At 70.5% G+C, this 25923-nt stretch carries 23 protein-coding genes; 19 read left to right on the plus strand and 4 right to left on the minus strand.

Annotated elements, in window-relative coordinates:
* On the plus strand, positions 1–988 hold a 988-nt coding region (locus AOK09_RS27430; protein WP_157876057.1), incomplete at its 5' end, for an NAD(P)/FAD-dependent oxidoreductase.
* Between the two features lie 164 nt (positions 989–1152).
* Here AOK09_RS27430 and AOK09_RS27435 read toward each other — a convergent pair.
* Positions 1153–3291, minus strand: coding sequence for an FUSC family protein (locus AOK09_RS27435; RefSeq protein WP_055589931.1), 2139 nt, complete (start codon positions 3289–3291; stop codon positions 1153–1155).
* Positions 3292–3460: 169 nt separating this feature from the next.
* On the opposite strand from AOK09_RS27435, the gene AOK09_RS41415 reads away from it, so the two are divergent.
* The 3 genes from AOK09_RS41415 to AOK09_RS27455 all read left to right on the plus strand — a co-directional run bounded on the left by AOK09_RS41415 (position 3461) and on the right by AOK09_RS27455 (position 6038).
* A complete protein-coding gene (locus AOK09_RS41415) occupies positions 3461–4564 on the plus strand; it encodes a hypothetical protein (RefSeq protein ID WP_217698493.1) in 1104 nt (367 codons plus the stop codon).
* Between the two features lie 160 nt (positions 4565–4724).
* Entirely contained in the window at positions 4725–5330 is a 606-nt protein-coding gene (locus tag AOK09_RS41420) for an APC family permease (RefSeq protein ID WP_055589933.1), read from the plus strand.
* Between the two features lie 429 nt (positions 5331–5759).
* On the plus strand, positions 5760–6038 hold the full coding sequence (locus tag AOK09_RS27455; protein ID WP_055589935.1) for a fumarylacetoacetate hydrolase family protein: 279 nt from the start codon (positions 5760–5762) through the stop codon (positions 6036–6038).
* A gap of 13 nt (positions 6039–6051) precedes the next feature.
* On the opposite strand, the gene AOK09_RS27460 is transcribed toward AOK09_RS27455, so the two are convergent.
* Together AOK09_RS27460 and AOK09_RS27465 are read right to left on the minus strand one after the other, a co-directional pair.
* Positions 6052–6489, minus strand: a complete 438-nt coding sequence (locus tag AOK09_RS27460) for a nucleoside deaminase (RefSeq protein WP_055589936.1) — start codon at positions 6487–6489, stop codon at positions 6052–6054.
* Entirely contained in the window at positions 6486–7301 is an 816-nt protein-coding gene (locus tag AOK09_RS27465) for an LLM class flavin-dependent oxidoreductase (RefSeq protein WP_055589937.1), read from the minus strand. The genes AOK09_RS27460 and AOK09_RS27465 overlap by 4 nt, the downstream gene beginning before the upstream one ends.
* A gap of 93 nt (positions 7302–7394) precedes the next feature.
* Here AOK09_RS27465 and AOK09_RS27470 point away from each other — a divergent pair, with 93 nt between their 5' ends.
* Positions 7395–7841, plus strand: a complete 447-nt coding sequence (locus tag AOK09_RS27470; protein ID WP_055589938.1) for an Lrp/AsnC family transcriptional regulator — start codon at positions 7395–7397, stop codon at positions 7839–7841.
* Positions 7842–7902: 61 nt separating this feature from the next.
* Here the strand turns inward: AOK09_RS27470 and AOK09_RS27475 are convergent, their stop codons facing one another.
* The gene (locus AOK09_RS27475) at positions 7903–8325 is read right to left on the minus strand and encodes a DUF4395 domain-containing protein (protein ID WP_055589939.1); all 423 of its coding nucleotides are present in this window, start codon (positions 8323–8325) and stop codon (positions 7903–7905) included.
* Positions 8326–8540: 215 nt separating this feature from the next.
* On the opposite strand from AOK09_RS27475, the gene AOK09_RS27480 reads away from it, so the two are divergent.
* From AOK09_RS27480 to AOK09_RS27545, 14 genes are all read left to right on the plus strand, one after another.
* The gene (locus AOK09_RS27480; protein WP_055589951.1) at positions 8541–8969 is read left to right on the plus strand and encodes a TlpA family protein disulfide reductase; all 429 of its coding nucleotides are present in this window, start codon (positions 8541–8543) and stop codon (positions 8967–8969) included.
* 928 nt (positions 8970–9897) lie between these two features.
* Complete coding sequence (locus tag AOK09_RS27485; protein WP_055589940.1) at positions 9898–11559, plus strand: ABC transporter substrate-binding protein; 1662 nt, start codon at positions 9898–9900, stop codon at positions 11557–11559.
* Positions 11560–11594: 35 nt separating this feature from the next.
* Positions 11595–12644, plus strand: a complete 1050-nt coding sequence (locus AOK09_RS27490) for an ABC transporter permease (protein ID WP_063796089.1) — start codon at positions 11595–11597, stop codon at positions 12642–12644.
* Positions 12641–13543, plus strand: a complete 903-nt coding sequence (locus tag AOK09_RS27495) for an ABC transporter permease (protein WP_055589941.1) — start codon at positions 12641–12643, stop codon at positions 13541–13543. Before AOK09_RS27490 ends, AOK09_RS27495 begins: the two co-directional genes overlap by 4 nt.
* On the plus strand, positions 13540–15192 hold the full coding sequence (locus tag AOK09_RS27500; RefSeq protein WP_055589942.1) for a dipeptide ABC transporter ATP-binding protein: 1653 nt from the start codon (positions 13540–13542) through the stop codon (positions 15190–15192). The genes AOK09_RS27495 and AOK09_RS27500 overlap by 4 nt, the downstream gene beginning before the upstream one ends.
* A gap of 12 nt (positions 15193–15204) precedes the next feature.
* Entirely contained in the window at positions 15205–16407 is a 1203-nt protein-coding gene (locus AOK09_RS27505; RefSeq protein WP_055589943.1) for an acyl-CoA dehydrogenase family protein, read from the plus strand.
* A gap of 9 nt (positions 16408–16416) precedes the next feature.
* Entirely contained in the window at positions 16417–17664 is a 1248-nt protein-coding gene (locus AOK09_RS27510) for an LLM class flavin-dependent oxidoreductase (RefSeq protein ID WP_055589944.1), read from the plus strand.
* Between the two features lie 17 nt (positions 17665–17681).
* Positions 17682–18593, plus strand: coding sequence for an LLM class flavin-dependent oxidoreductase (locus AOK09_RS27515; RefSeq protein WP_055589945.1), 912 nt, complete (start codon positions 17682–17684; stop codon positions 18591–18593).
* Between the two features lie 224 nt (positions 18594–18817).
* Positions 18818–19960, plus strand: coding sequence for an acyl-CoA dehydrogenase family protein (locus tag AOK09_RS27520; protein WP_055589946.1), 1143 nt, complete (start codon positions 18818–18820; stop codon positions 19958–19960).
* Between the two features lie 51 nt (positions 19961–20011).
* Positions 20012–21097 carry an LLM class flavin-dependent oxidoreductase gene (locus AOK09_RS27525; RefSeq protein WP_055589947.1) on the plus strand — a complete coding sequence of 362 codons (1086 nt, stop codon included), beginning with the start codon at positions 20012–20014 and terminating at the stop codon, positions 21095–21097.
* A 199-nt stretch (positions 21098–21296) separates the two neighbouring features.
* On the plus strand, positions 21297–22121 hold the full coding sequence (locus tag AOK09_RS27530) for an NADPH-dependent oxidoreductase (RefSeq protein WP_055589952.1): 825 nt from the start codon (positions 21297–21299) through the stop codon (positions 22119–22121).
* Positions 22122–22179: 58 nt separating this feature from the next.
* The gene (locus AOK09_RS27535) at positions 22180–23535 is read left to right on the plus strand and encodes an NtaA/DmoA family FMN-dependent monooxygenase (protein ID WP_055589948.1); all 1356 of its coding nucleotides are present in this window, start codon (positions 22180–22182) and stop codon (positions 23533–23535) included.
* 92 nt (positions 23536–23627) lie between these two features.
* Positions 23628–24851, plus strand: coding sequence for an acyl-CoA dehydrogenase family protein (locus AOK09_RS27540; protein WP_217698494.1), 1224 nt, complete (start codon positions 23628–23630; stop codon positions 24849–24851).
* Between the two features lie 27 nt (positions 24852–24878).
* Entirely contained in the window at positions 24879–25901 is a 1023-nt protein-coding gene (locus AOK09_RS27545) for an aldo/keto reductase (RefSeq protein WP_055589950.1), read from the plus strand.
* Positions 25902–25923 lie beyond the last annotated feature (22 nt).

The following is a 25923-nucleotide window of genomic DNA, read 5'->3' on the forward strand; positions in this document are numbered from 1 at the left end:
GGCGTTGGCCACCGGTGGCCAGGCCGGCACGTCGTCCCGCATCGAGAATCTGCTCGGCTTCCCCTCCGGGATCTCCGGCGCCGAACTCACCGAACGTGCCCTGTTCCAGGCCGACAAGTTCGGCGCCAGGGTCAGCATTCCGGCGGAGGCGACCGGTCTCCACCCCAAGGACGACGACCACTACGTGGTGGCGTTCGCCGACGGCAGCGAGATCGCCGCCCGCGCCGTCGTGCTGGCCACCGGTGCCCGCTACCGCCGGCTCCAGGTGCCCGGCATCGAACGCCTGGAGGGAACGAGCGTCCACTATTCGGCGACCGTCTACGAGGCCCAGCAGTGCCGCACCGACCCGGTGGCCGTGGTCGGCGGCGGCAATTCGGCGGGCCAGGCGGTGCTGTTCCTCGCCGGGTACGCGCCGAAGGCGTACCTGCTGGTCCGAGGGGGCGGCCTTGAGGCCAACATGTCCCGCTACCTGATCGACCAGGTCGAGCGCCATCCGCGAGTGGAGGTCATGCTGCACACCGAGGTCACCGAGGTCGTCGGCCAGGAGGTGCTGGAGGAGCTCGACGTGGTCGACAACCGCACGGGCCGGCACCGCCCGCTCGCCGTACGGGGCCTGTTCGTCTTCACCGGCGCAGACCCCCACACCGAGTGGCTCGCCGACACCATCGCCGTCGACTCCCGCGGTTTCGTCCTCACCGGGCCGGAGGCCCGGCAAGCCTGCGCCTACCCCGAGGTGTGGCACGGTCGAGGGCGCTCCTGCATGACCCTGGAGGCCAGCCTGCCCGGGGTCTTCGCGGTCGGGGACGTCCGTAGCGGCTCGGTGAAGCGGGTGGCCTCGGCTGCCGGAGAGGGCGCGATGGCCATCCACTTCGTCCACCGGCACCTGGGGCATTCGGCCGCACCCGGCAGCATGGGCACGTCCGCTCCCGTAGGCGGCTCGGATGTCTCCCCGCACATCCGTCACAAGGAGTCCGCATGGTTGGCGTGACACAGGGCGGGCGATGAGATCACGAGACGGAAGAAAAAGGCGATGGCGAATGGCCTGACCCGTCCGGCGGCGCCGCGGTGGCGGCAGACAGGAACAGCCCGTCGCCTGGGCACGCACGGGTGACCAGCGGAGAGCAGCGACTGCGCCGCCGGCCGGAGCAGTTGTCACTGGGCGGACTGCTCCGCGTGTTCACGCCGCTCCCGCCGGGCGGGCTCGACGTCGCGCTCCAGCGGCGTCCGGCTCACGGCGGTCGACAAGTCCTCCAGCGCCTGCGCCTGGAGCTCCGCCCCTCGCCGCACGATCCGGTCCTGCTCGCCCCCATTGGTCTCCCACTCGTCGAGAACACCGGCGACACGCTCCCATGTGAGGTCGCGCCCTTCGCGCAGGTTCCGCTCCGCGCGCGCGGTGTCCTTCTCCAGGGCGTCGGCCAGCCGAGCCGCCTGCGGAACGCGGGGGGCGTCGTCGCTGTCGGGCAGATGACTCTCCAGCAGCATCGCGGCCCGGCCGAGTGACCGCAGCGCGTCCTGCGCCTCCTCGGCCTCCTGGTGCGTCAGACCGCGATGCCGTACGGGCTCCCGGCTGGCCCGGGTGAACGCCTCGGCCCACGCGGCGCTCGCGGCGCGGCTGTCGAGCAGCGCCCGCCGCACGTCCGCACGCCGCTTCCCGGACGGCTCGGCGAAGGCGCGGAGCACGGCAGCCGCATACCGGCCGTTCGCGCCGAGCCAGTCCGCGAGCCGATCCCGCAGCCGAGGTGTCTCCCAGGCCGGGTAGACGACGTATGCCAGCATCGCCAGCGCACCGCCGAGCAGGGTGAGCAGCACACGGCCCTGTCCCGTCTGCTGCCAGGTCTCGCCGCCCATGCCGAGGAGGAAGACGACGTATGCCGCTGTGAAGCACTGCGAGACGGCGTATCCGGTACGCATGCACAGATACGTCAGCGCGGCGGAGCCCACCGCCAGACCGCCGGACACGGACGCGCCCGGGTGGACCGCTACCACGACTCCGGTCGCCAGCCCGACCCCGACGACGGTGCCCACGAGTCGCGCCACGCCACGCGCATAGGTCTGGTGGAAGTCCGGTCGCAGCACCATCACGGATGTGAGGGGCACCCAGTAGCCGTGGCCCAGGGGCAGCGCCGCGCCGAGCAGGTACCCGAGGGAGGAGACCGCCGCGAGGCGCACGGCATGCCGCAGCACGGGCGAGTCGGGGCGAAGCTCGCGGCGCATGGCACGTACGACCACAGGCACCAGCCGGAACATCGTGGGCTCTACCAGGAGCTGCCCGTCCGCACCGGCCGCAGTGGGAGGCGTACGGGTGTCACGACTGTCGGCGAGCTCCAGCAATTCACCCAGCAGCCCGCTCAGCCGGACGGCCGCGCGGCGGGCGGGCCCGTCCAGCACCTCGTCCTCCTCGTCGACACGCAGAGCCTCGAGCGCTCTGCCGGGAACCCGGACCGCAGTGCCGTGACGGATGGATCGCGCGACGGCGTCGAGGACGTCGGCGGCGGCGCTCAGCAACTCCCGTGCCCGGTCCCGCCCGGGGCCCTCCGCCGGGGCCCCGACCTGGGGGTCGGCGAGCGCGGCGAGGGTCGGCCGGATGCGTTCGGCCAGGCCCCGTGGACCGTGCAGGACGCGGGGCCGAGAGCGTGCCTGCGACGGGGTCAGGGTGGCGGCGCTGCGCGCGGTCATCAGCGGCTGCGGATCGAAGGGGCCCGTCGGGTCGTGGCGCAGCCGGCGGGCGTAGTCCGCCTCGGCGGCCAGTGCGTCGGCGAGCGCGTCACGGTGCGCCCCCCACCTGCGGATGGGAAACAGCAGGATCAGCGTCGCCTGCACCACACCGCCGAACGCGATCACCGCGGCGTGCTCAAGCGTCTGCCCGATGCCGGTGGGCAGCGTGATCGTGACGAGCATGATGCCCACCGTGGCCGTTGCGACGATGCCGGCGTTGGGTCCGACCGCCCAGGCCATGCCCGCGAGAAAGGTCCACACGGCCAGCAGCGGGACGAAGAGCACGAGGTGTCCTGCCACCAGGTAGCCCAGGAACGTACTGATGGCCAGTCCGAATCCGGCGGCCAGCGCGACCACCTTGCGCGGGCGCCAGCCCCGCTGGAAGGAGGAGGCGCCGGCCGAGAACGCGCCGAACGCCGCGGAGGCGGCGTACGCCGGGGACACCAGCCACAGTGCGAGCGTGATCACCGTCGCCACCCCGGCCGCGGCGCGCAGTGCGACCAGGGGTTCCAGCCGCGTCCGTTCGACGCGAAGCCCGGCGCGCATGGAGTCTCCCAGCGCCCGTAGCCATCTCACGCGTCCGAGCCTAGGGCGAAGACGGCGACATTTCGCGTCGGCACTCCTGGAGCGCGCGCTGCCGTGCGGGACTGCCCGGTGTGACCTAGCGTTGTCGTCGACGAGCACCGCAGTAGCGCTCAGCCCCGGGCGCGGCCGGGCCCCGAAGTCGCGCTCACCGTCCACGGCGATGGATGAACGCACCAGAACGATGAACGCACCAGAACAGTGTGACCCGACCGGACGAGTGACGCTCGATCTCGTTCTGATGTCCGATCCCGGGTGGCCGACCGACATCGCGCGCCGTCTGAAGGCTGATCTCGTCGGCCTCCTCAGCGGAGTCCGGGCGGACGTGGACTGGCGTGTGTCGGTGAATTCCAGTGCTGTCGCGCTCGCCGCGCAGGCCGACCCCCCGAGCATGGTGCGGGCGCTCACCGAACGGCTGTACGACAGAACGTGGGACCTGGCCCTCTTCGTCACGGACCTGCCCTACCGGGCCAACGCGCGGCCCGTCGTCCTGATGTTGAGCCGGCCTGAGCGCGTCGGCCTCGTGTCTCTGCCCTCACTCGGGTGTTTCCGCGTCTCCCCCCGGGCGCGCGACGCGGCGCTCTACGCCGTCTCCGAACTCCTCGCGGCGACCGCCGGGCCGACGTCGGCACGGGAGGGTGTGCAGCGGCAGGGCGGGACGGAGCGGTATCTCGTGCTCCCGGGCCGCAGCGGGAGACTGCGCCTGCTCGCCGGAATGGTGCGGGCCAACCGGCCGTGGCTGCTGTTCACCGGCCTGTCCAGGGTTCTCGCCGTCGTCTTCGCAACTGCCTCCTTCGGTCTGCTGAGCAGCGACGTCTGGAACGTCAGCCGCCATCTCGGTGCGGGCCGTGCCTGCGCGCTCACCTTCCTGTCCATCACCGCTGTGGTGGCCTGGCTCGTCATCGACCACGAACTGTGGGAGCGCCCCAGGGGGAGACTGGCCCGGCATCAGGCTCAGCTGTACAACATGGCCACGGTCGTCACCCTCTACCTGGGGATCGCCTTCCTCTACGCCGCGCTGTACGTGCTCATCGCTCTCACGGCACTGTTCGTGCTCGCCCCCGGCACGCTGGGACCGGTGCTGGGGCACGCACCCGGCGTGGCCTACTACCTGTCCCTCGCATGGTTCATCACGTCCATGGCGACGGTGGGCGGCGCGTTGGGCGCGGGGCTGGAAGACGATCAGGTGGTGCGGCAGGCAGCCTACGGGGAGCGCCAGCGACTGGGGCAACGGCAGGACACGACCTGGCCCGACAGCGGCGGATAAGGGCCTGCAGCCGGGCCACCGGCGCGGGTGCGACGCCGATGAAGCGGGGGCACCGTGGTGTTCGAAGTCACCTGGCGACCCTCGAACGACAGTGCGGAGGACCAGGTCAGCGCATCAGTCCGGCAGCCAATGTCACTCCCAGTTCTTCGACGCCGTCGTCGTGTTCCAGGGCGGCGACAGCGGCCTGTCCACCGGCATCGTCAGTCCCCGGCAGATCACCTCCGGAGCGCCCGGGGTCGGCATCCTCTTCGCGATCCTCAGCTTCATCGGTTTCGAGGCGACGGCCGTCTTCCGCGACGAGGCCCGCGACCCCGAGCGCACCATCCCCCGGGCGACCTACCTCTCCCTGGCCCTGGTCGGCATCTTCTACGCCGTCTCCAGCTGGGCGCTGATCACCGCCGTCGGCGACGAGCACGCGGTGCGGACCGCCACCGACCACAGCGGCACCTTGCTCGCCGACGCCACCCACCGCTACCTCGGCGCGGTCGGCGAGCACATCATCCAGGTGCTCTTCGTCACCAGCCTCTTCGCCTGCATCCTGTCGTTCCACAACATCGTCGCCCGGTACGTCTTCGCACTGTCGGGGAGGAAGGCCCTGCCCCCGCGGCTCGGTGCCGCGCATCCGCGCCACCGGTCCCCGTACCGCGCCTCGACCGCCACTGCCGTCGTCGTCGCGGCGCTGCTGGTGATCTCGGTGATCGCCGGTCTCGACCCGATCAACCAGCTCTACACCTGGCTGGCGGGGTGGGCCTGGTCGGTCTGGTGACCTTCTTCGTGCTGATACTGCAGAACCTCACGGTACTGGTCGGCGGCAGCACCCCGTTGGCGGTCGGCATCCTGGTGCTGCTGGCCCTGTCGCTGCTCCTGGGCCCGGTGGTGGCCAGGCGCGGGGCGGGAACTGCCCCCGTTGACGGTGGCCGGACCTGGGAATCTCCGGCAGGGCACCGCCGACCAGGTGCGGGGGCGCGGAGGCGCCGGGGGCCGGGCCTTCAGGGTGCCGACCCGGCCGCACCGTCCGCCGCCAGGCCGGCCCGAGGATGACCAGGGTGGCCGGCAGGAAGGAGAACTTCCGCCGTGTCCTTGTGGTTCAGCCCGCCCACCACTGATGCCCCAAGCCTTCGGCTTCGACCTCGCGGAGGTCGTCGCCGACAACGCCTCGGCCGCCCGCTACGCGGTCTGACCGTGGCAGGAGCCGGTGGACCCCGTCGGCCTCGGCGTCCTGGAGATCGACGGAGAGGCCGTGCAGTCCGGCTCCACCCAGGCAATCCTCGGTCACCCGATGCGCGCGCTGGAGGCCGCGGCCCGGCTCGCCGCCGGGGCCGGCATCGCCCTGGAGCCGGGTGGGACGGTCCTGGCCGGTGCCGCGACAGCCGCCGCGCCCCTCCACCCCGGTCATCAGGTGAAGGCCGGCATCGCAGGGCTCGGCACCGTGGGATTCACCGTCCCCCTGTGGGCTGATGCCCGGTCGGCGTGAGCCGTCGATGCCCTCAGCTCGGCCGGTAGTAGGCGTCTATGGGGGCCCGTGCCTCGTCGAACAGGGCCGGGCCGTCCTGTGTCACCGTCGGCCAGTCGCCCGACTGCGGGTTCAGCTCGACGAGCTGCTCGGTGGAGAGGGCGTAGACGACCCGGCCGAGGCCGGAGCGGACGATCCCGCCGCCGCACATGCCGCAGGGCTGGCAACTGGTGTACAGGGTGGTGCGGGCAGCAGTTTCGGGGGCGAGTTCACGGGCCGCCCAGCGGGCGAGTTTCAGTTCCGGGTGGGCTGTGATGTCGTTGTCGCGCCGCACTGTGTTGTGGGCCTCGGCGAGGATCGTCCCGTCCGGGCCGGCCAGCAGGGAGCCGTAGGGGGCGTCGCCCAGGGTGACCGCGCGGGCCGCGATGCCGATGGCGCGTCGCAGCAGGGTCTCGTCGGCGGTGGTGATCACGATGCTGTCCTCCACTGTGCGGCCACGGCGGTGAGCGCCTGCCAGGCCGTGTCGGGCCGGCGGGTCTCCTCCGGATCTCCGTGGTAGGGGTCGAACACGACGGTGTCGGCGCCGAGCAGGCGGAGCTGCTCGAGGTCGTCGAGAACCTGCTCGATGGTGCCCGTGCCGGCCGGCCGTTCGGGGTCGTCGACCACGGTGGTGGTCAACCGCAGGGCGATGCGGGGTGCGAACCCGGGCATCGGGTGGCCGGCCAGGACGGAGCGCATCCGGGCCAGCGGGAGCCGCAGCGGGTGCCATGCGTCTGCGAACCTGACCGCGCGTCGGATCGCCGCCTCGCTGTGGCCCCCGACCCAGACCGGAACCGCTCCGGTGCCGGTCTCGGGCTCCGCGCGCCAGAGGTCCCGCAGCGTGCCCAGGTACTGGTCGGTCAGCCTGCCGCGCGCGGTGAAGGGCACGCCGAGCGCGTCGAACTCCTGGCGCGCCCAGCCGGCCCCCACCCCGAGGACGAACCGGCCGCCGCTGAGCCGGTTGAGGCTGGCGGCCATCCGTGCCACCTGCAGCGGGTGCCGGTAGGGCAGCACGAGCACGGTCGTACCGAGCCGAAGCCCGGTGGTCCCGGCCAGCCAGGACAGCGTGGTGAACGGCTCGTAGAACGGCTCCGGGTACCGCACGGCCACGTCCGGGGTCACGGCCACATGGTCCGACACCATGAGGAGGTCCAGGCCGAGCCCCTCCGCGATCCGCGTCCACTCGCGCAGCACGCCGGGATCGGTCCCCGGCCCGAAGTACGGTACGTTGACGCCAAGTTGCATGGCCCGAGGCTATCCCTGCGATAACGGACGGCGGAACCGAATCCTCCCGGCAGAAACCCTGATCTCCCATGGTTCTCCCGGTAGAATCCTGGAATGGCCGTGAATCTGGATGACACCGACTGGGCGATCATCGAGCAGCTGCAACGGGAGGCGCGCATCTCCCTCAGCGAGCTGGGGCGGCGCGTGAAACTCAGCGCGTCGGCCACGACCGAACGGGTGCGGAACCTGGAGTCCTTGGGCGTCATCACCGGCTACCACGCGGTGGTGGACCTGGCCCGGGTCGGTTATCCGGTGCTCGCCGTCGTGCGGCTGAAGTACCCGGGCAACCGGCACCAGCCGTTGCACCGGCTGCTCGCCGAGCGGCGGGAGATCCTCGAATGCCTCCGCACTACAGGCGACGACTGCTACACCCTGAAGGTGGCCGCGACCTCCATGGAGCATCTCGAGACGCTCGTGGACGAGCTGGCCGGCCTGGGTAGCACGACGACAAGTGTCGTCTACAGCCAGACCCTGCCCTCTCGCGGACCCAACCGGCCCTGACCGGCACCCGACCCACCTACCCCGGCCGGGGCGGGGCCGACGCCCACCGCAAGGGTGAAGGTCAGCCCTGGGTCAGCCGGATTCGGGTGCGGTGGAGGAGCAGGTACATCTCGCACCCGAGGCAGTAACCGAAGGCCGCGTTGAGGAAGGCAGCGGCGAGCGCAAGAGCGGTTGCGGCCTGACCCAGCCAGTCGGCGCCGAGGAGATAGCCGACGGTGCCGATGGTTCCGAAGCCGAAGCCGACGCCCTGGGCGAAACGGGGCGGCCGGACGTCCTCCAGTTCACGAGGCGGGTCGAGGCGGGGTCGTACCGCCACCCGGAACAGCCAGCCATAGGGCGAGTACTGCAGCCCCAGGAACGCGCCGAGGGCGAAGACCACGGTCTGGACGGCGAGCAGGGCGCCGCTGCCCGTGATCAGTGCGACGGCGAGGACGACAGTGGTCAGCAGCGCGGCGAAACGAGGGCCGCGGGGGTCGATCTGCACAGAGGACTCCGGGAGCAGGAAGGGACGGCGAAGGAGCTGGGCTGAGAGGTCAGCGACAGCTCGAGGCCGTGGCCCGGCACAGGTCGACCACGCGTCGCGTGGTCAGCTGCGGCAGCCCGGGGGAGGAGTCCATGCGGCCACTCTACGACGCGATATTCCCTTGGGTCGAGCGGCCACTGCGCTCAGAATCCTGCGTGTGGCGCACACTTGAGGGCATGACCGGCTTGGTGACATGTGCAGCTGTGCTCGTTCTGGCTACCGCTTTCGGCCTGGTGAAGATGGTCAGGGACGGCAGGCTGCGGCGACGCCCGGGAGGTGAGGCCGACCGGCTCACGTCCGCAGACCTGACGGCCGACCTGGGGGAGCGGGCGACCCTGGTGCAGTTCTCCACAACTTTCTGCCAGCCCTGTCGGGCAACGAGGCGGGTGCTTTCCGAGGTCGCCGACACGGTTCCCGGAGTGGTGCATGTGGAGATCGACGCCGAGACCCGGCTGGAGCTTGTCCGGCGGCTGGAGATCCTGCGCACACCGACCGTGCTGGTCCTGGACCCGGTCGGCAAGGTGGTCCGCCGAGCGTCGGGCCAGCCTCCAAGGCGTACCGAGGTGATCGCGGCCATCGACGAGGCCGCGGCCGGGCGCGGGTGACCCCTTGGGCCATATCCGCCCGGTGCACGCCCTACGTGACAGGGGCGGGTGGCACCCGGTTCCGCCGGAGCGGCGGGGCAAGCGGAGTCGCGTGTGACACGAGGCCCGAGGACGGGGCCGGTGGAGATGGCCGGCGGCGGTGAGCGGTGGCACGGCGGTCGAAGGCCGCTGCTGCCCAGGCCCCGCCTGCCGTGCTGACCAGGTGCCTGCACATCGATCTGCTGCGCGTCTGCAGCGCGGACGGTGGCAGGCACCGCCGACTCGCTCGGGAGCTGCTCCGCCGGTGCTGCCTCGGCGGTCAGGTCCGGCGGCAGCCTCGGCAGCGCCTCTCCACCGTCGACCAACCTCGGCCCAAATCCCCTGCGTGTCTCGGGATTTGGGCGACGCTTGACCGTTCCTGCCTGCGGATGCCAACCTCTGGCTCATGCCGTGGACCCCGCTGACCAGCCGCCGAGTGGTCGATTACATGATGATCGCCACCAGCGCGTGTCGCTTCTGCTGACGGTTCTTCCCGTCGACCGCCCCGATCGGTCGATCGCCGGATTCCGTCAGCCCGTCCATCGCATTCGCCTCGTCTCGACTGTCGCCCGGCATTTTGCCGCCTGGTGAGTGAGCGACGGCGCCCCCTTGTCGCAGAACTTCCCGTAACGCGCTATCTGCTCCTGCTCACCCGCTGCCGTTGTGCGCTCTTACGCGCTCACCGGGTGGGTGGGCACTCTCTGTAGCGCGCCACCTTTCCTGCTGCGCTGCCATGCCTTGCCGCCTGCTGCTGCCGTTGTGCGCTCCGACGCGCTCACCGGGCGGGCGTGCACTTCCGTAGCGCACCACCTTTCCCGTTGCCATGCCTTGCTGCCTGCTGCCGTTGTGCGCTCCGACGCGCCCGCCGCGGGCGGCTTCGTGCGGCCCAAGAAGGAAGAAAGTCCAGGCCATGACCACGTTTCGTACGCACCGCCCAGTGCTTGCGCTCGGCGCCATCGCCGCCGCCTCCACCCTGCTCCTGTCGGCGTGCGGTTCCTCGGGCAGTAGCTCGAACCCGGGCTCGGGGGGCGGTTCGCCGCAGACCGGCGGCACGCTGACGTTCTACGACCCGGTGCAGTACGAGAACTGGCGGACCACCAACTCGCTGTGGTCGGTGAGCCAGGTCGCCGACAACATCGGTGAGCGCCTCATCTGGCAGGATCCGAAGACCGGCACGTTGGTGCCGTGGCTCGCGAGCTCCTGGTCGGTGAGCGCCGACCACAAGACCTACACCTTCGACCTCAAGCCGAACGTCAAGTTCACCGACGGCACCGCGCTGACCTCCCAGGTGGTCAAGGACAACTTCGACCAGCACGGCTTCGGCGACAAGAAGCTGAGTATCCCGGTCGACCAGTTCTGGAACGGCTACGCCGGCACCGAGGTCATCAGTGACACCAAGTTCCAGATCAAGCTGAACACGCCGGATGCCGGCTTTCTGCAGGTGCTGTCGAACTACCGTGCCTCCACGATCCTCGCCGAGTCGTACGTCAAGCAGAGCCTGGCAGGGCAGAGCAAGATCCAGAACTGGGTCGGCACCGGCCCGTTCAGGTACGCCGGCGGCGATGGTGTCAACGAGGTCGTCCTCAAGCCGAATCCGCACTACACCTCGTGGCCGACCGGCTCGGCCCACACGGGCCAGCCGTACCTGGGCGAGATCGACTTCAAGTACGTCCCGGAGGAGAGCACCCGCATCGGTGCGCTGCAGTCCGGCCAGGCGCAGATCGTCCGCAACCTGTCGCCCACCGACGAGCAGACCGTCGGCTCCTTCGGCGGCCGGCTGGAGTCGTTCGGTGTGCAGGGTGAGACCAACGCGATCGCCGTCCAGGTCAAGCCCGGCCTCATCACCGACGACAAGCAGGTACGGCTTGCGCTGAACGCGGCCACCGACCGCAAGGAGATCAACCAGACCGTTCTGTCGCCGCACTACGGCATCCCGATCGGCCCGCTCGTCAAGGGCACGCCGGACGCCCCCGACCTGTCGAGCCGTCTCGCCTACGACCCCGACAAGGCCAGGCAGCTGCTGCAGAACGCCGGCTGGACACCGAACCCGGACGGCTACCGCTACAAGAGCGGTCAGCAGCTGCACTTCGACATCTGGGTCGCGCCGTTCTACCAGGTCTCCGAGCAGGTGCTCGAGGTGCTGCAGTCGGAGTGGAAGAAGGTCGGCGTCAACCTGACGATCCACAGCGTTTCGCTCGACCAGTACGAGGCGATCCAGGCGGCGGGCGGCACGGGCAAGGAGAAGTTCTCGTTCAGCCAGTCCCAGACCTCGACGGCCGACCCGAACGTCCTTCGTGTCGACTACGACACCACCCGCGCCAACGGTCTGAGCCAGGACGTGAAGAACCCGGACACGAAGCTGAACGAGCTGGTGCGCAACCAGGCCGAGATCTTCGACCCGGCCAAGCGGGCGACGGCCGTCAAGGAGGCCGGTGAGTACCTGTACCAGGAGGGCTACAGCATCCCGCTCTACGACGAGACGCAGGTCTTCGGCCTGACGTCCGCGGTGCACGGCTTCGGGACCGAGTCGACGGCTCGCGCCTGGCTGTACGACACCTGGCTGAGCAAGTGACGGCTGGCGATCAGCGAAGGGGCCGGTGAAGAGTCATGCGACGCTACATCCTCAAGCGACTGGCACAGGCGATCGCCGTCCTGTGGGCGGCATACACCCTGTCCTTCATCCTCCTGAGCGTGCTTCCCGGCGACGCCATCAGAAACCGGATCAACGCGCCGGACTCCCTGATGACGCCGCAGCAAGCACAGACGCTCCTGGAGTACTACGGATCGAATCGACCGCTCATCGAGCAGTACGTCCGGGATCTGTGGGGCCTCTTCACCGGCGACCTCGGCTACTCCATCACCAACGGCGGCAGGGTGTGGGGCCTGCTGACGCTCAACCTGCCCGCGACGGCGAAGCTCGCGGGCCTGGGCCTGGTGATCGGGCTGGTGTTCGCCGTGATCGTCGCGCTGCTGATCAACTATGCGAAGTTCGGTTGGCTGAAGGACGTCTTCAGCTTCCTGCCGGCGCTCTCCACCTCGGTGCCGATCTTCGTCATCGGCATCATCGTGCTGAATGTCTTCGCCTTCGACCTGCACTGGATCCCGCCGGTGGACAACCACACCTTCACGGCGCTGATCGCGCCGGCGGCGACAGTGGGGCTGGTGGTCTCGGGGCCACTGGCGCAGGTGCTGAGCAACTCGATCCGGCTGACCCGCAGCCAACCGTTCGTCCATGTCATGCACGCCAAGGGAGCGGGGGAGGGCTACATCTTCCGTAAGGACATCCTGCGGAACTCCCTGCTGCCGATCCTGACGCTGCTCGGCCTGACGATCGGCGAACTGCTCGCCGGCGCGGTGGTCACCGAGAGCGTCTATGCCCGTGCCGGTTTGGGGCAGCTGATCGTGACGTCGGTCAACACCCAGGACCTGCCGGTCGTGCAGGGCATCGTGCTGCTGACGACGGCGATCTACGTGACCGTCAACTTCATCACCGACATCGTCTACCCCTTCATCGACCCGCGTATTGCGCTCGATGAGAAGACCACGCGCGCCGCTCGCACCAGGCGGCTCGCGGCGGCCGAGGGACTCGGCGGAGATCTCGTCGAGGCGGCCGATCTGTTCGAGAAGCGCGCCCCAGTCGAGGTGGCAAGGTCATGACCGCGATTGCAGACACCACTGATCTCGTCGACGCCGCATCCGAGCGGCCGGCTCCCGCCGACGACGGCACGTCCCGTGTCGTCAGCGGCCTGGTGTGGCTCTCCCGGCACTGGAGCCTGGTGCCGGCGGTCGGGATTGTGGCGATCATCCTGCTGTGGGCGATCGTCCCCGGCCTGTTCACCAGCCAGGACCCGCTGGCCATCGTGCCCACGGCGAGGTTCCTCCACCCGTCGTCCGCGCACTGGTTCGGCACCGACCAGCTGGGGCATGACGAGTACGCCCGCATCGTCTACGGCGCCCGTCCATCGCTGACCGGCTCCGCCCTGGCTGTTGCCATCGGCGTGGTCGTCGGGTCCCTCATCGGTGCCGTCTCCGGATGGTTCGGCCGCTGGGTGGACGCCCTGATCATGCGCGCGATCGACGTCGTGCTGTCGATCCCCGGTTTTCTGTTCGCGATCGTCATCGTCGTCGTCCTCGGCTTCGGCATCATCCAGGCCGCGGTTGCGGTCGGCCTGACGTCCTCGGCAACCTTCGCCCGCCTGATCCGCGGCGAGGTGCTCAAGGCCAAGGCCAGCAACTACGTCGAGGCTGCGGTGACGAGCGGCACCTCCTCACTGGCGATCCTGCGGCGCCACGTGCTGCCCAACTCGATCGCCCCGACTCTCTCGCTCATCACGCTGCAGTTCGGCGTGGCCATCATGTGGATCGCCTCGCTGAGCTTCCTCGGACTGGGCGCCCAGCCGCCGCAGCCCGAGTGGGGCCGCCTGGTCACCGACGGCCGCAACTACATCGCCACTGCCAGTTGGCTCACACTCTGGCCGGCCGTCGTGATCGTCGTGGCGGTGCTGGCCACCAACCACATCTCGCACTTCGTCAGCAATCGGAGCAGCTCCCGATGACCCTCACCAACGAGTCCGCACCCGGGAGCGTCGACGGCACGGGCGGCGAGCACCTGCTGGTGGTCGAGAACCTCAACGTCGCCTACAAGGTCCATCGGCGGCTCCGGCCGACCCTGCACGACATCAGTTTCAGCATCGCCCCGGGTGAGGTGATCGCGCTCGTCGGCGAGTCCGGTTCGGGCAAGACCACCACCGGCCATGCGATCCTCGGGCTGCTGCCGGAGAACGGGCAGGTCACCGGCGGCAGGATCACCTTCCGCGACCAGGTGCTGACCGAGCTGTCACCGAAGGGCTGGCGCTCTCTGCGAGGCCGTGCCGTCAGCCTGATCCCGCAGGATCCGACCGTCTCGCTCGACCCCCTGCGCCGGGTGGGTGAACAGGTCGAGGACACGCTGTCCCTGCACAGCAACCTCGACGCCGCGCAGCGCCGGCGACAGGTCCACGAGCTGTTCGAGACCGTCGGCTTCCGCGATGTCGAGCTTCGGTACCGCCAGTACCCGCACGAGCTGTCGGGCGGCATGAAGCAGCGCGTCCTGATCGCCTCCGCGATCGCCGGCGAGCCCGACCTCATCATCGCCGACGAGCCGACCTCGGGCCTGGACGCCACCGTCCAGAAGCAGGTGCTCGACCTCATCGACGACCTGCGCCGCCGCAACCGCACGGCTGTCGTCCTGGTCACCCACGACCTGGGGGTCGCCGCCGACCGCGCCGACCGGATCGGCGTCATGGAGCACGGGCGCCTCGTCGAGGTCGGAACCCCCGAGCAGATCTTCGACAGCCCGCAGCACCCGTACACCAGGCGGCTCGTCGGGGCGGTGCCGTCACGGAGCGCGGTGCCCGTCCGCGACGTCGCAGCGGTCGGGAGGCGCGAGCCGGTCATCACCGTCACGGACCTGCACAAGTCGTACGGCGGCACCGACGCGGTGGCCGGGACGTCGTTCGAGGTACACCGGGGCGAGACCTTCTCGATCGTCGGCGAATCCGGCAGCGGCAAGTCGACGACGGCCCGCGTGCTCGTGGGACTCACGGAAGCGACCTCGGGTTCCGTGTCCGTGCTCGGCAAGGACATCACCCGGCTCGACCGGCGCGGGTACCGGCCGCTGCGCCAGGACATCCAGATCGTCTACCAGAACCCCTACTCGTCCTTCGACCCGCGGTTCGACGTGTTCGATGTGGTCGAGGAGCCGCTGCGGGCCTTCCAGCCCCCGCAGCTGCCGTGGAAGCGAAAGAAGGCCAACCGCGACCGGATCGTGGCGGCACTCGAGGCGGCCGCGTTGCCGCCGTCATTCGCCGACCGGCACCCGGCGGAGCTGTCGGGCGGCCAGCGCCAGCGCGTCGCCATCGCCCGGGCGCTCGTGGTCGAGCCGAAGATCCTGGTGCTCGACGAGCCCATCTCGGCGCTCGACGTCTCGGTCGCGGCCCAGATCCTTCAGCTGCTGGAGAACCTCCAGCGGGAGCGCGGTCTGACCTACGTCTTCATCTCGCACGATCTGGCGGTCGTGCGGGCGATCTCGGACCACGTGGCGGTCATGCAGAACGGGCGGATCGTCGAGCAGGGGGCTGTCGACGACGTCTTCAGCCGGCCGTCGTCGCCGTACACGCAGAAGCTGCTGGCGGCGATCGCCGGTCGGAAACTCGTCCACCTCTGACGATCGAGGATCATGAACACCACTGTTGCCACACCCTCCCTTCAGCAGGCACGGGCCGCGTTCGACGCAGTCTTCGCGGAGCTCGCCGAAGGAGCAGGAGAGCGGGATTCCAGCCACGAGAATCCCATCAGCCTTGTCCGGGCCCTCACGGACGCCGGCTTCGGCCGGCTGCGGGTACCTGTCGAGCTCGGGGGGTTCGGCGTGGACCTCCCGACGCTGTTCGAGTTGCTTGCGCAGGCCGGCGAAGCCGACTCCAACGTGCCGCAGATCCTGCGGGGTCACTTCACCACGGTCGAGATCCTGCGCCACGCCGAGGACCAGGAGACCGCGGCCTACTGGCTGCGCAAGGTGGCCGGCGGCGCCGTCTTCGGGAACGCGCAGTCAGAACTCAACGGAGCCGCGTTCGAGACCACGACCAGGGCCGAGACCGTCGATGGACAGCACCTCGTCTCGGGGACGAAGTTCTACTCGACGGGGTCGCTGTACGCGGACTACATCCGCGTCGCGGTCGCGGACGACCAGGGCAACCGCTGGTTCGCCGTCATACCCGCCCGGCACCCCGGGGTCGCCCACCTCGACGACTGGGACGGCATCGGGCAGCGCCTCACAGGCAGCGGCACGACGGTCTTCGACCGGGTGCCGGTCGAAGAGCACGGCGAGCTCGGCCGCTACAAGGAGGAGCTGCGCTCGCTCAACTCCTTCGTGCAGCTGGTGCACCTGGCCAACCTGACCGGCATCGCCCGCAGCCTGGTCGCCGAGACCGCCGCCGTGGTGCGGGGGCGCAGCCGCACCAGTCTCCACGCCCTGTCCGAGCAGGCCACGCAGGATCCCGACGTGCTCGGCGTGGTCGGGCGCCTGTACGCGCACCGGTTCACCGCCGATGCCGTGCTGCGCAAAGTGTCCGAGGCACTGGAGAGCGCCGAGGCCGCCGACACCCCGGAGGCCTTCGCCCAGGCCTACATCGAGACCTCGGCTGCCCAGGTCGCGCTCGTCGACATCGTTCTGGAGGCAGCGAACCTGGCCTTCCACGCCGGCGGTTCCTCAACCGTACGCCAGCGGGCGCACCTGGACCGCCACTGGCGCAACGCCCGCACGCTGGCCTCGCACAACCCCGTCATCTACAAGCCTCGCGTGATCGGCGACCACGTCGTCAACGGCGCGGCCCCCGTCAACGGCTATGACCGGGGCCGCGCATCCGCGGCCGCCGACAACTGAGAGGTCCGCATGGCCGACCAGCTCCACATCAACGTCAACATCCTGAACTCGGGTGTCTTCGGCGGCGCCTGGCGCCTGCCCGGCAGCGACGCGCTCGCCGCCTACTCGATCGACCACTACACCTCGATCGCCAGGAAGGCCGAGGCGGCTGCACTCGACGCAGTCTTCCTGGCCGACGGCCCGGTCATCGAGCCGATCATCCGCCACCGTCCCGGCAACAACCTGGAGCCGTCGACCGTGCTGGCGCGCATCGCCGCCCAGACCGAGCGCATCGGCCTCATCGGCACCCTCTCCTCCAGTTACAACGACCCGATCGAGCTGGCTCGCCGTATCGGGGACCTCGACCACATCAGCGGCGGGCGGGTCGGCTGGAACGTGGTGACCACGGCAGGGCCCGCCGCAGCCCGCAACTTCGGCCGTGACGAGGAGCCCGACCACGCCCTGCGCTACCGCCGCGCCGGCGACTTCACCGAGCGGGTCGTGGCCCAGTGGGCCGGCCGGGAGGTCTTCGTCTCGCCGCAGGGCCGTCCCGTGGTGGTGCAGGCCGGCGGGTCGAGCGACGGCAAGCGCCTCGCCTCCCGGATCGGCGAGGTCATCTTCTCCGCCTCCCAGGACATCGACGACGCCAAGGCCTTTCGCGACGAGATCCGCGCCGGCACCGCTGCGTTCGGGCGCCGACCGGAGGACGTCGTGATTCTGCCGGGCCTGTCCACGGTGGTCGGCAGCACCGAGGAGGAGGCGCGCAGGCGTCGGGAGTTGCTCGACGATCTGCTGCCGCTGGCATACGGCCGCGCCCGGCTCGCGGGTCAGCTCGGCTTCTCGCTCGACGACCTCGACCTCGACCGGCCGATTCCGCAGAAGCTGCTGACCGACCCGGACGAGGCCGGCGGCTCGCAGAGCTTCTACAAGATCGTGCGCACGATCATCGAGAAGGAGCAGCCGACGCTGCGCGGGCTGCTCCGCAGACTCTCAGGCAGCAGCGGCCACCGCATCGTCGTCGGCACGCCTGAGCAGATCGCCGACAACATGGAGCACTGGTTCCGTCACGGCGCCGCCGACGGCTTCAACGTCATGCCCGACGTCCTGCCGTCCGGCTTCGACCACTTCGTCGACGGTGTGATCCCCGAACTCCGGCGCCGCGGCCTGTTCCGCAAGGAATACGAGGCGGACACGCTGCGCGGTCACCTCGGCTTCACGATCCCGCCGGCCCCCATCGCGTTCGACGTGTCCGAGCAGGCGCTCGAGACCGCGCGCTGAGCAAGAGAGACCACTCGATGAGCATCGTCATCGTCGACCTCCTGGTCGGCAGCACCATCTCACCCTCCGACGCCGCCGACATCACCAAGGCAGCCACGGACGCCGGGGTCACGGCGATTCGCGTCCTCGACGGCGCGCCCGGCCAGGCCCTGGACGCCTCGGTCGTCGCCTCGTATCTGGCCGGTGCGGATGCTGCGCTGCAGTCGAATCCCGGGTGGATCCTGGAGGCTTCGACGACCCACAACGCGCCGACGAACCTCGCGCGCCGCTCGAACTCGTTCGACCGGGCCACCGGTGGGCGTGCGGCGCTTGCCCTGCGCGCCGGCGACGGCGACGAGGTCAGCGACCCGGTCGCCCCGAAGCCGGGCAGCGACCGGTCGGCTCGCTGGGACGAGTACGCCCGGATCCTCAAGGGCCTGTGGACGTCCTTCCCGCCCGCTGCGCTCGTCGGCGACCAGGACGGAGAGGTCTTCGCCGAGGACACCCTCATCGAGCCGCTCGACTTCGAGGGTGACTACTACCGGGTGGCCGGTCCGCTGGACGGGCCCGCCTCGCCCCAGGGCGGCCCGCTGCTCATCGCCGATGATGTGGACGTCCTCGGCTGGGACGTCGTCGCCCGGAACGCCGACGTCGTCGTCGTCGACCGGAAGGCGGTACCGACGGCCGATGCCGACCTGTCCGCCGCGCTGGCCCGAGCGGGCCGGCCGCGCAGGAGCGTCGCGCTGGTCGGCCGCGTCGACGTGACCGAGCCGGAGGCGGCGGCCGCCCTGCCGGCTTTCCTGTCCCAGTACGGGCTGGACGGCGTCGAGCTCGTGGCCGCGGGTGGCAGGGACGATGTGCTCGCCCTGATCACCGGCGTCGTGCCAAGGCTCGTCCCGAGCACCGGCGAGACCCTGCGCAGCGCCTTCTCGCTGCCGGATCCGGCCTGATCGGCGAACGGACACGGTGGTGGAGCCGGCCGATGACGTCATCGCCGACTTCAGTCACGGCCAGGACATCGATGCCACGCAGACACTTCGTCATCTCGAGCTGCCGGTTCCCGTGGTGGGGCCGCAGCTGGGCTGGACGCCATCGGCCCGAGGCGTTGCCGCCCACGCAAACACGACCCCCACGCATCCCGTGAGAACCCACGTCAGTTCAGGAGGTACGGCTGATGCCGGCCCAAGCAGCCGTTGAGGAAACAACCACCCCAGCCGTGACCGCCGCGGCAGCGGTCGACGCCGCCGACGAGCGACCACTGGTGGCCCGCACGAAGGAGTACGCCCTGGAGAAGCTGGCCCCCGCAGCGCTCCGGACCGACCGTGAGGGCGTTTCATGGGACACGATCGAAGACCTTCGCGGCCTGGGGCTGCTCAACCACCTGGCGCCCCTGGAGTTCGGCGGTGCCGGCCTCGACCGTTACGCCGACCGTCGGCTGCACGAGCTGCTCGCCTACGCGGACCTCAATGTCTGGCTGATCTGGGCCCAGCACGCCCCGACCGTCGCGCGCATCGCCGGCACGCTGAATTCCGAGGCCGGCGGATCCCATCCCCTGGTCGAGCCGGTGCTGCGCGGTGACCTGCTGATCGGTGCAGCGCTGAGCGACGTGCGCCGCTACCCGACCGGCAACCTGACCGCGCAGCGCTCCCGCGACGGATGGGTCCTGAACGGCACGATCTCGTGGTTCAGCGGCTGGGGCCTCAACGAGGTCGCGCTCCTCGCCGCGGTCGACCCGGAGTCCGAACAGGTCGTCCTGGCTCTCGTCCCGATCGACGAGCACTACCGCGCGACGCCGCTCGCGCTCCAGGCGCTGTCCGGGAGCCGCACCGAGCGCGTCGGCATCCTCGACGTGGTCGTCCCGGACGCCTATGTGCTCGCCGTGACGCCGCTGGCCGACTGGCAGCACAGCGACATCTCCACCGCCGGCAACGCCGGCTCGCAGTTCTTCGGTCTGGGCAGGCGCATCCTCGACGAGATCGCCGGCGAACCGCACGGCACCGGCGTCGCCGAGGCCTGGCTCCCGTATCTGCAGGGCCTGCGTGCCCGGGCGTACGAGCTGGCGGATGCGGTGCTCGACGGCAGTGATCCCGATGCCTCGCTCCAGGAACGACTCGCACTCAAGATCCGCACCAGAGAGACCCTGACGACGCTCAGCCGCGCACTCGTGGTCGCTCGCGCCGGCCGAGGACTGCCCGCGGACAACACCGCACAGCTGCATGCCCGCTCCGTGCTGTTCCTGCAGGTACAGGGACAGACCAGGACCGAGCGCAGCGCACAGCTCGACACGATCGCCGACAGCGTTCCCCGGCTTCCCTAAGACGTCACCCGAGCCAGTCCACCAGCACCCGGTACGGAACAGGACACCGACATGAGCTACCTGTGGTACATACCCAACCAGATCGAGCCGGGCCACCGCGGCGACGACGCGAGCGAGGACCAGGGCTGGGGCACACTCGACCACTCCACCGATCTGGCCCGCACTGCCGAGGAGCACGGCTGGGAGGGCGCGCTGCTCGGCACCGGCTGGGGCCGACCCGACACCTTCACGCTGGGCGCCTCTCTGGCCGCCAGGACCACGACCTTCAAACCGCTGATCGCGGTGCGGCCCGGCTACTGGCAGCCCGCGCACTTCGCAAGCTCCGCCGCCACCCTCGACCACCTGAGCGGCGGCCGCGTGCTGGTCAACATCGTCAGTGGCCTCGACAATCTCGCGGCCTACGGCGACCACAACACCGACCCGGCCAACCGCTATGCGCGCACCCGCGAGTTCGTCCAGCTGGTCCGGCGCCTGTGGACCGAGGAGAACGTCACCTACAAGGGCGAGCACTTCGCCGTCGAGAACTCCACCGTGGTGCCGCACCCCGACGGCTACCCCGACCGGCACCCCACCCTCTACTTCGGCGGCGCATCCGAGTCCGCCGAGCGGGTGGCCGCTGCCGAGGCGGACGTGCAGCTGTTCTGGGGCGAGCCGCTGGAGGGCCTGGCCGAACGCATCGAGCGCCTGAAGAAGCTGGAAGCCAAGGTCGAGCGCAAGCACAAGCCGCTGGAGTTCGGCCTGCGCATCACCACGCTCGTCCGGGACACCACCGAGGAGGCGTGGCGCGACGCCGAGGCCAAGGTCGCCGGCATGGCCGAGAAGGCCGAGACCGGCCCAGGCTGGGCCGCAGGCGGCAACCGCAGGACCGCGGTGGGCCAGCAGCGCCTGTTCGAACTCGCCGAGCGCGGTGAGGTGCTCGACACCTGCCTGTACACCACGCCGGGCACGGTGGGCGGCGGCGGAGCGGGGACCACCTGGCTGGTCGGTTCGGCCGACGACGTCGCGCAGGCACTGCAGCGCTACCGGGAGCTCGGCATCTCGCACTTCGTCCTGTCGGACACGCCCTACAAGCAGGAGATCATCCGCGTCGGCGACGAGCTGCTGCCCAAGCTCCGCGCACTCGAGAGCACTCGGTGAGCGCCGGACCGGCACATCCCGCAGCGCCGGGAACCGCGCGCAGGTCCGGCAACGGCCGGTTGATCACCGCCCTCGCGTCCTGCTCGGCAGGCTCCCGTCCGGCGGGCACCGCATCACCGGTCCACGTGCCGCTCACCCGCCGCGACCAGCCCCTCGTCGTTCCCGATCCCGTTCCCCTCCCGGAAGAGAGCCTGTGCTCATGACCCACACCGATTCCACGACGATCAGCCGGGCGGGTGTCCGCTACGGCGACCCGGACTTCGTCCTCGGCGCAACCTCGCCGGTCATCGAGCACCAGCTGCGTCACCGCTCGGTGCGTGCGTTCCTGCCGACGCCCGTCACCGAGGAGGAGCTGCAGGCCGTGGTGGCTGCGGCGTCGTCGGCGTCGACGTCCTCGAACCTGCAGGCCTGGAGCGTCGTCGCGGTGACCGACCCGGAGCGCAAGCGGCGGCTGTCGGACCTGGCGGCGCAGCAGAAGTTCATCGTCGAGGCGCCGTTGTTCCTGGTCTGGGTGGCCGACCTCGACCGCAACCACCGCCTCGCGGAGCGCAACGGCAAGCCGCTCGACGCCACGGCCTACCTGGAGTCCACGCTGCTCGGCGTCATCGACACCGCGCTGGCCGCCCAGAACGCGGTCGTGGCGTTGGAGTCACTCGGCCTGGGATCGGTTTTCGTGGGCGCGGTCCGCAACCACCCCGAGGAGTTCGCCGACGCACTGGGCCTGCCACCGCGCAGCGTGGCCGTCTTCGGGCTCGCGGTCGGGCACCCCGACCCCGCCGAGGACGCGGACGTCAAGCCCCGCCTCCCGCAGACCGCCGTCCTGCACCGCGAGACCTATGACGCCGGCACGGCCGACGCCGGCCTGTCCGCGTACGACGAGCGGCTGGCCGCCTACAACCGCGCCCACGGACTCACCGGCGCGTGGACGGAGCGCGTCCTGGCCCGGCTCGCCGGCGCCGCCGCCCTGGGCGGCCGCGACAAGCTCCGCGACATCCTCGAACGCCGCGGCCTGCCCTCCCGCTGACCGCCGTCTCCGGCTGCCCTGTTCACCCGTTCCACCGGCCAACCAACCGGAGCCTTCCATGAGCAGCGACCAGTTCCACCTCAACTTCTCCCTGATGTCGCCCGGCCACTACCGCGCCGCCTGGCGGCTGGCCGATGCCGACCCGTACGCCTACCTCGACGCCGACCATTACGTGCGCCTGGCCAAGCTTGCCGAAGAAGCCGGCATCGACGCCCTGTTCCAGGGCGACAGCCCTGCGCTCGGGCCCGAGATCGCCACCGGAACCTCCGGTGGCCTCGACGGGTTCACCCTGCTGGCCGTGATCGCCGGCGCCACCGAGCGGATCGGCCTGCTGCCGACCGTCTCGACGACCTACAGCACGCCCTACAGCCTTGCCCGGCGCTTCCAGAGCCTTGACCACCTCACCAAGGGCCGTGCCGCGCTCAACGTGGTGACCACGGGCAACCCGGCGGCCGCCGCGAACTTCGGGGTGCCCGCCCACCCCGACCGCGACGCCCGCTACCGCCGGGCACACGAGTTCCTCGAGGTCGTCACACGACTGTGGGAGGCCTGGGAGCCCGACGCGCTCGTCGCCGACAAGGCCACCGGGCAGTTCGGCGACCCGAGCCGCATCCACGCCGTCGACCACCTCGGTGAGTTCTTCGACGTCGCCGGCCCCCTGCCGGTGCCCACCTCGCCGCAGGTGCGCCCCGTCATCTCGCAGGCAGGCGAGACGCCGGCCGGCCTGGAGCTCGCGGCCAGGTACGCCGACGTGGTGTTCGCCGCAGGCCACACCGTTGCCAAGGCCAAGGCCTCCCGTGACGACATCCGGGCACGCGCGCGAGCACACGGCCGGGACGCCGACAGCATCAAGTACTCGCTCGGCCTCATCGTGCTGGTCGGGACCGACCAGGAGGACGCCAGGCGCCGCCACGACGAACTCAACGCCACGCTGCCCCCGATCGAGCACCTCGTGTCCACGGCCCTGTCGTCGCTCGGCCTGCCGGCCGACGCCTTCGGACCCGACGACGTCATCCGGCTGGAGGACGTGCCGGCCGAGCCGAACCTGAGTGCCTTCTCGATCGGTCTGTACAACAACACCCGCGCCGTGCTGGCCGAGGGCCCGCGCACGCTGCGCGAACTGGTGGCCCACACCGCGGGTTTCGGGACCCACCGGCTCGTCGTCGGTTCGCCGGAGCACATCGCCGACGACCTGGAGTCGTGGTGGCGCCAAGGGGCCGCCGACGGCTTCACGGTGATGTTCGCCGACACACGTGTCGACCTGGAGCGCTTCGCCACCCTGGTGGTGCCGATTCTCAAGGAGCGCGGCCTGTTCCACCGCGAGTACCCGGAGGGCACTCTCCGCGACCGTTTGGGCCTGCCGGTGCCCGGACCGCAGCCGGCCCACCGGCGGCTTGCTGTGAGTCCGGCCTGAAGGCGACCGCGATCCAGGACAGGCCCCCGCCTCCTGGAGCGAAGCCAGCAAGTCCGTCGGATACCACTCGGAAGGCCCTTATGACTCTGGATGTGGCAGACGCTGTGCCGGAGAGTCCTTCGACTCCCGCAGAGCCGCTGACCCTCGCCCGGCTGCGTACCGTGATTGCGCCGATCCTCACGCGGCTGACCGCTTCCGCCGCGGAACGCGAGGAGACGCGCGACCACCCGTTCGACGACGTGCGCGCCCTGGCGCGTGCGGGCGTCGCCCTTGCCGTGGTGACACGCGACGAGGGCGGTGCGGGAGGCTCCCTGCGCGATGCGGTGGAGGTCGTCATCGAGATCGCGCGTGCCGACTCGAACGTCGCCCAGGCGCTGCGCACCACGTTCGCCTCCGCGTGGGCCGTGACGTCGCGGCCGGACACCCCGAACCGCGACGAGACACTGAGCCGGCTCCGGCGCGGGCACATTCTGACCGGCACCGTGAACGAGCGCAGTGGCGGCGCCAGTGGGTCGCTGAACACCACCGCCGTGCGCGACGGCAACCACTGGGTGCTGAACGGCGAGAAGTACTACTCCACCGGCGGGCTGTACGCCGACTGGTTCGGCGGGACGGCGAAGACCCCGGAGGGTGCCGTCCTGCGGTTCACGGTGCCGGTCGACCGCGAGGGCGTCGAGCGCCTCGACGACTTCGACGCCGTCGGCCAACGGCTCACCGCCAGCGGCACCACCCGTCTGACCGACGTCCTCGTCGGCGACGACGAGGCGGTCCTGGCCGACGCGGACTCGCCGGTCGCGGACAACCCGTGGCAGGGCAGCTATCCCCAACTGCACCTCGCGGCGATCGAGGCGGGCATCGCCGCCCGCGTCCTCGACGACGCGCTGTGGTGGGTGCGGGAGAAGGCCCGGCCCATCAAGCACAGCTCGGCCGACAAGAGCATCGACGACCCCTACATCCGACGTCGCATCGGGCAGATATCGGCGCACGCCCGCGCGGCGCGCTCAGCCGTCCTGCTCGCCGCGGAGGAGCTGGACTCGGTGCGCGGCCTGCAGGGCGAGGAAGCACACCGGGCCGGTGCCCGGGCCGCGGTCGCCGTTGCGGAGGCCGCGGTCATCGCCATCGACGCCGCTCTCTCGGCCGCACCGCTGATCTTCGATGTGGGCGGCGGCACCCTGACCAACCGCGAGTGGGGCTACGACCGCCACTGGCGGAACGCCCGCGTCATCGCCAACCACAACCCCCGCGACTGGAAGCTCGCCGTCGCCGGCGCCTACCGGCTCGGCGTCGCCGAGCCCCCGACCAGCGGCCTCTTCTGACCGTCCCCGAAAGGAACCACCACACCCATGACCATCGGGCTGACCCGTCACCTCGGCCGCACCGGTGTCCGAGTCTCACCACTCACCCTCGGCACCATGAACTTCGGCCGCTGGACCCAGGAGAAGGAGAGTCTGGAGATCATCGGAGCCGCGCTCGACGCGGGGATCAATGTCGTCGACACCGCTGACGTCTACGGCGACGGCAGCAGCGAGGAGATCGTCGGCAAGGCCATCAAGCACCGCCGCGACGACCTCTTCCTGGCCACCAAGTTCCACGGCCAGGTCGGCGACAACCCCCAGCATGCCGGCAACAGCCGCCGCTGGATCGTCAAGGCCGTCGAGAACAGTCTGCGCCGCCTCGGCACCGACCACCTCGACCTCTACCAGGCGCACCGGCCCGACGAGCACACCGATCTGCTGGAGACCATCCGGACGCTCGACGACCTGATCCGGCAAGGCAAGATCCGCTACTACGGCACTTCCGTCTTCCCGGCCCACCAGAAGGTCGAAGCGCACTGGCTGGCCGAGAAGCACGGCCTCATCGCCCCGCACACCGAACAGGTGCCGTACTCGCTCCTCGTCCGCGGAGTCGAGCGCGAAGTCTTCCCGACCGTCCGGAAGTACGGCGAGGGTGTCCTCGCCTACGGCCCGCTGGCCGCCGGCTGGCTGTCGGGCAAGTACCGCATCGGCGGCGAGCAGCCCCAGTCGGCCCGTGCCGAGCTGATCCCCGGCCGCTTCGACATCGCGCTGGAGCGCAACCGGCGCAAACTTGCCGCCGCCGACGCACTCGCCGGGCTGGCCGGGGACCACGGCCTGACGCTGCCCGAGCTGGCGGTCGCCTTCGCACTCAACCACCCGGCGGTCAGCAGCGTGATCATCGGGCCGCGTACCCACGCCCACCTGGAGACCTACCTGAAGGCCGCGACGGTCGAGTTGAGCCCCGGGATCCTGGACGCCATCGACGAGATCGTCGATCCGGGCACCCAGTTCCTGGAGCGCGACACCGGTCGTGACACCCCCTCGCTGCAGCCGGCCGCGCTGCGCCGCTGAGTTCCCCCCGTCCCCCCACAAG

This window comes from Peterkaempfera griseoplana, from assembly GCF_001418575.1.
Classification (GTDB): Bacteria; Actinomycetota; Actinomycetes; order Streptomycetales; family Streptomycetaceae; genus Peterkaempfera; species Peterkaempfera griseoplana.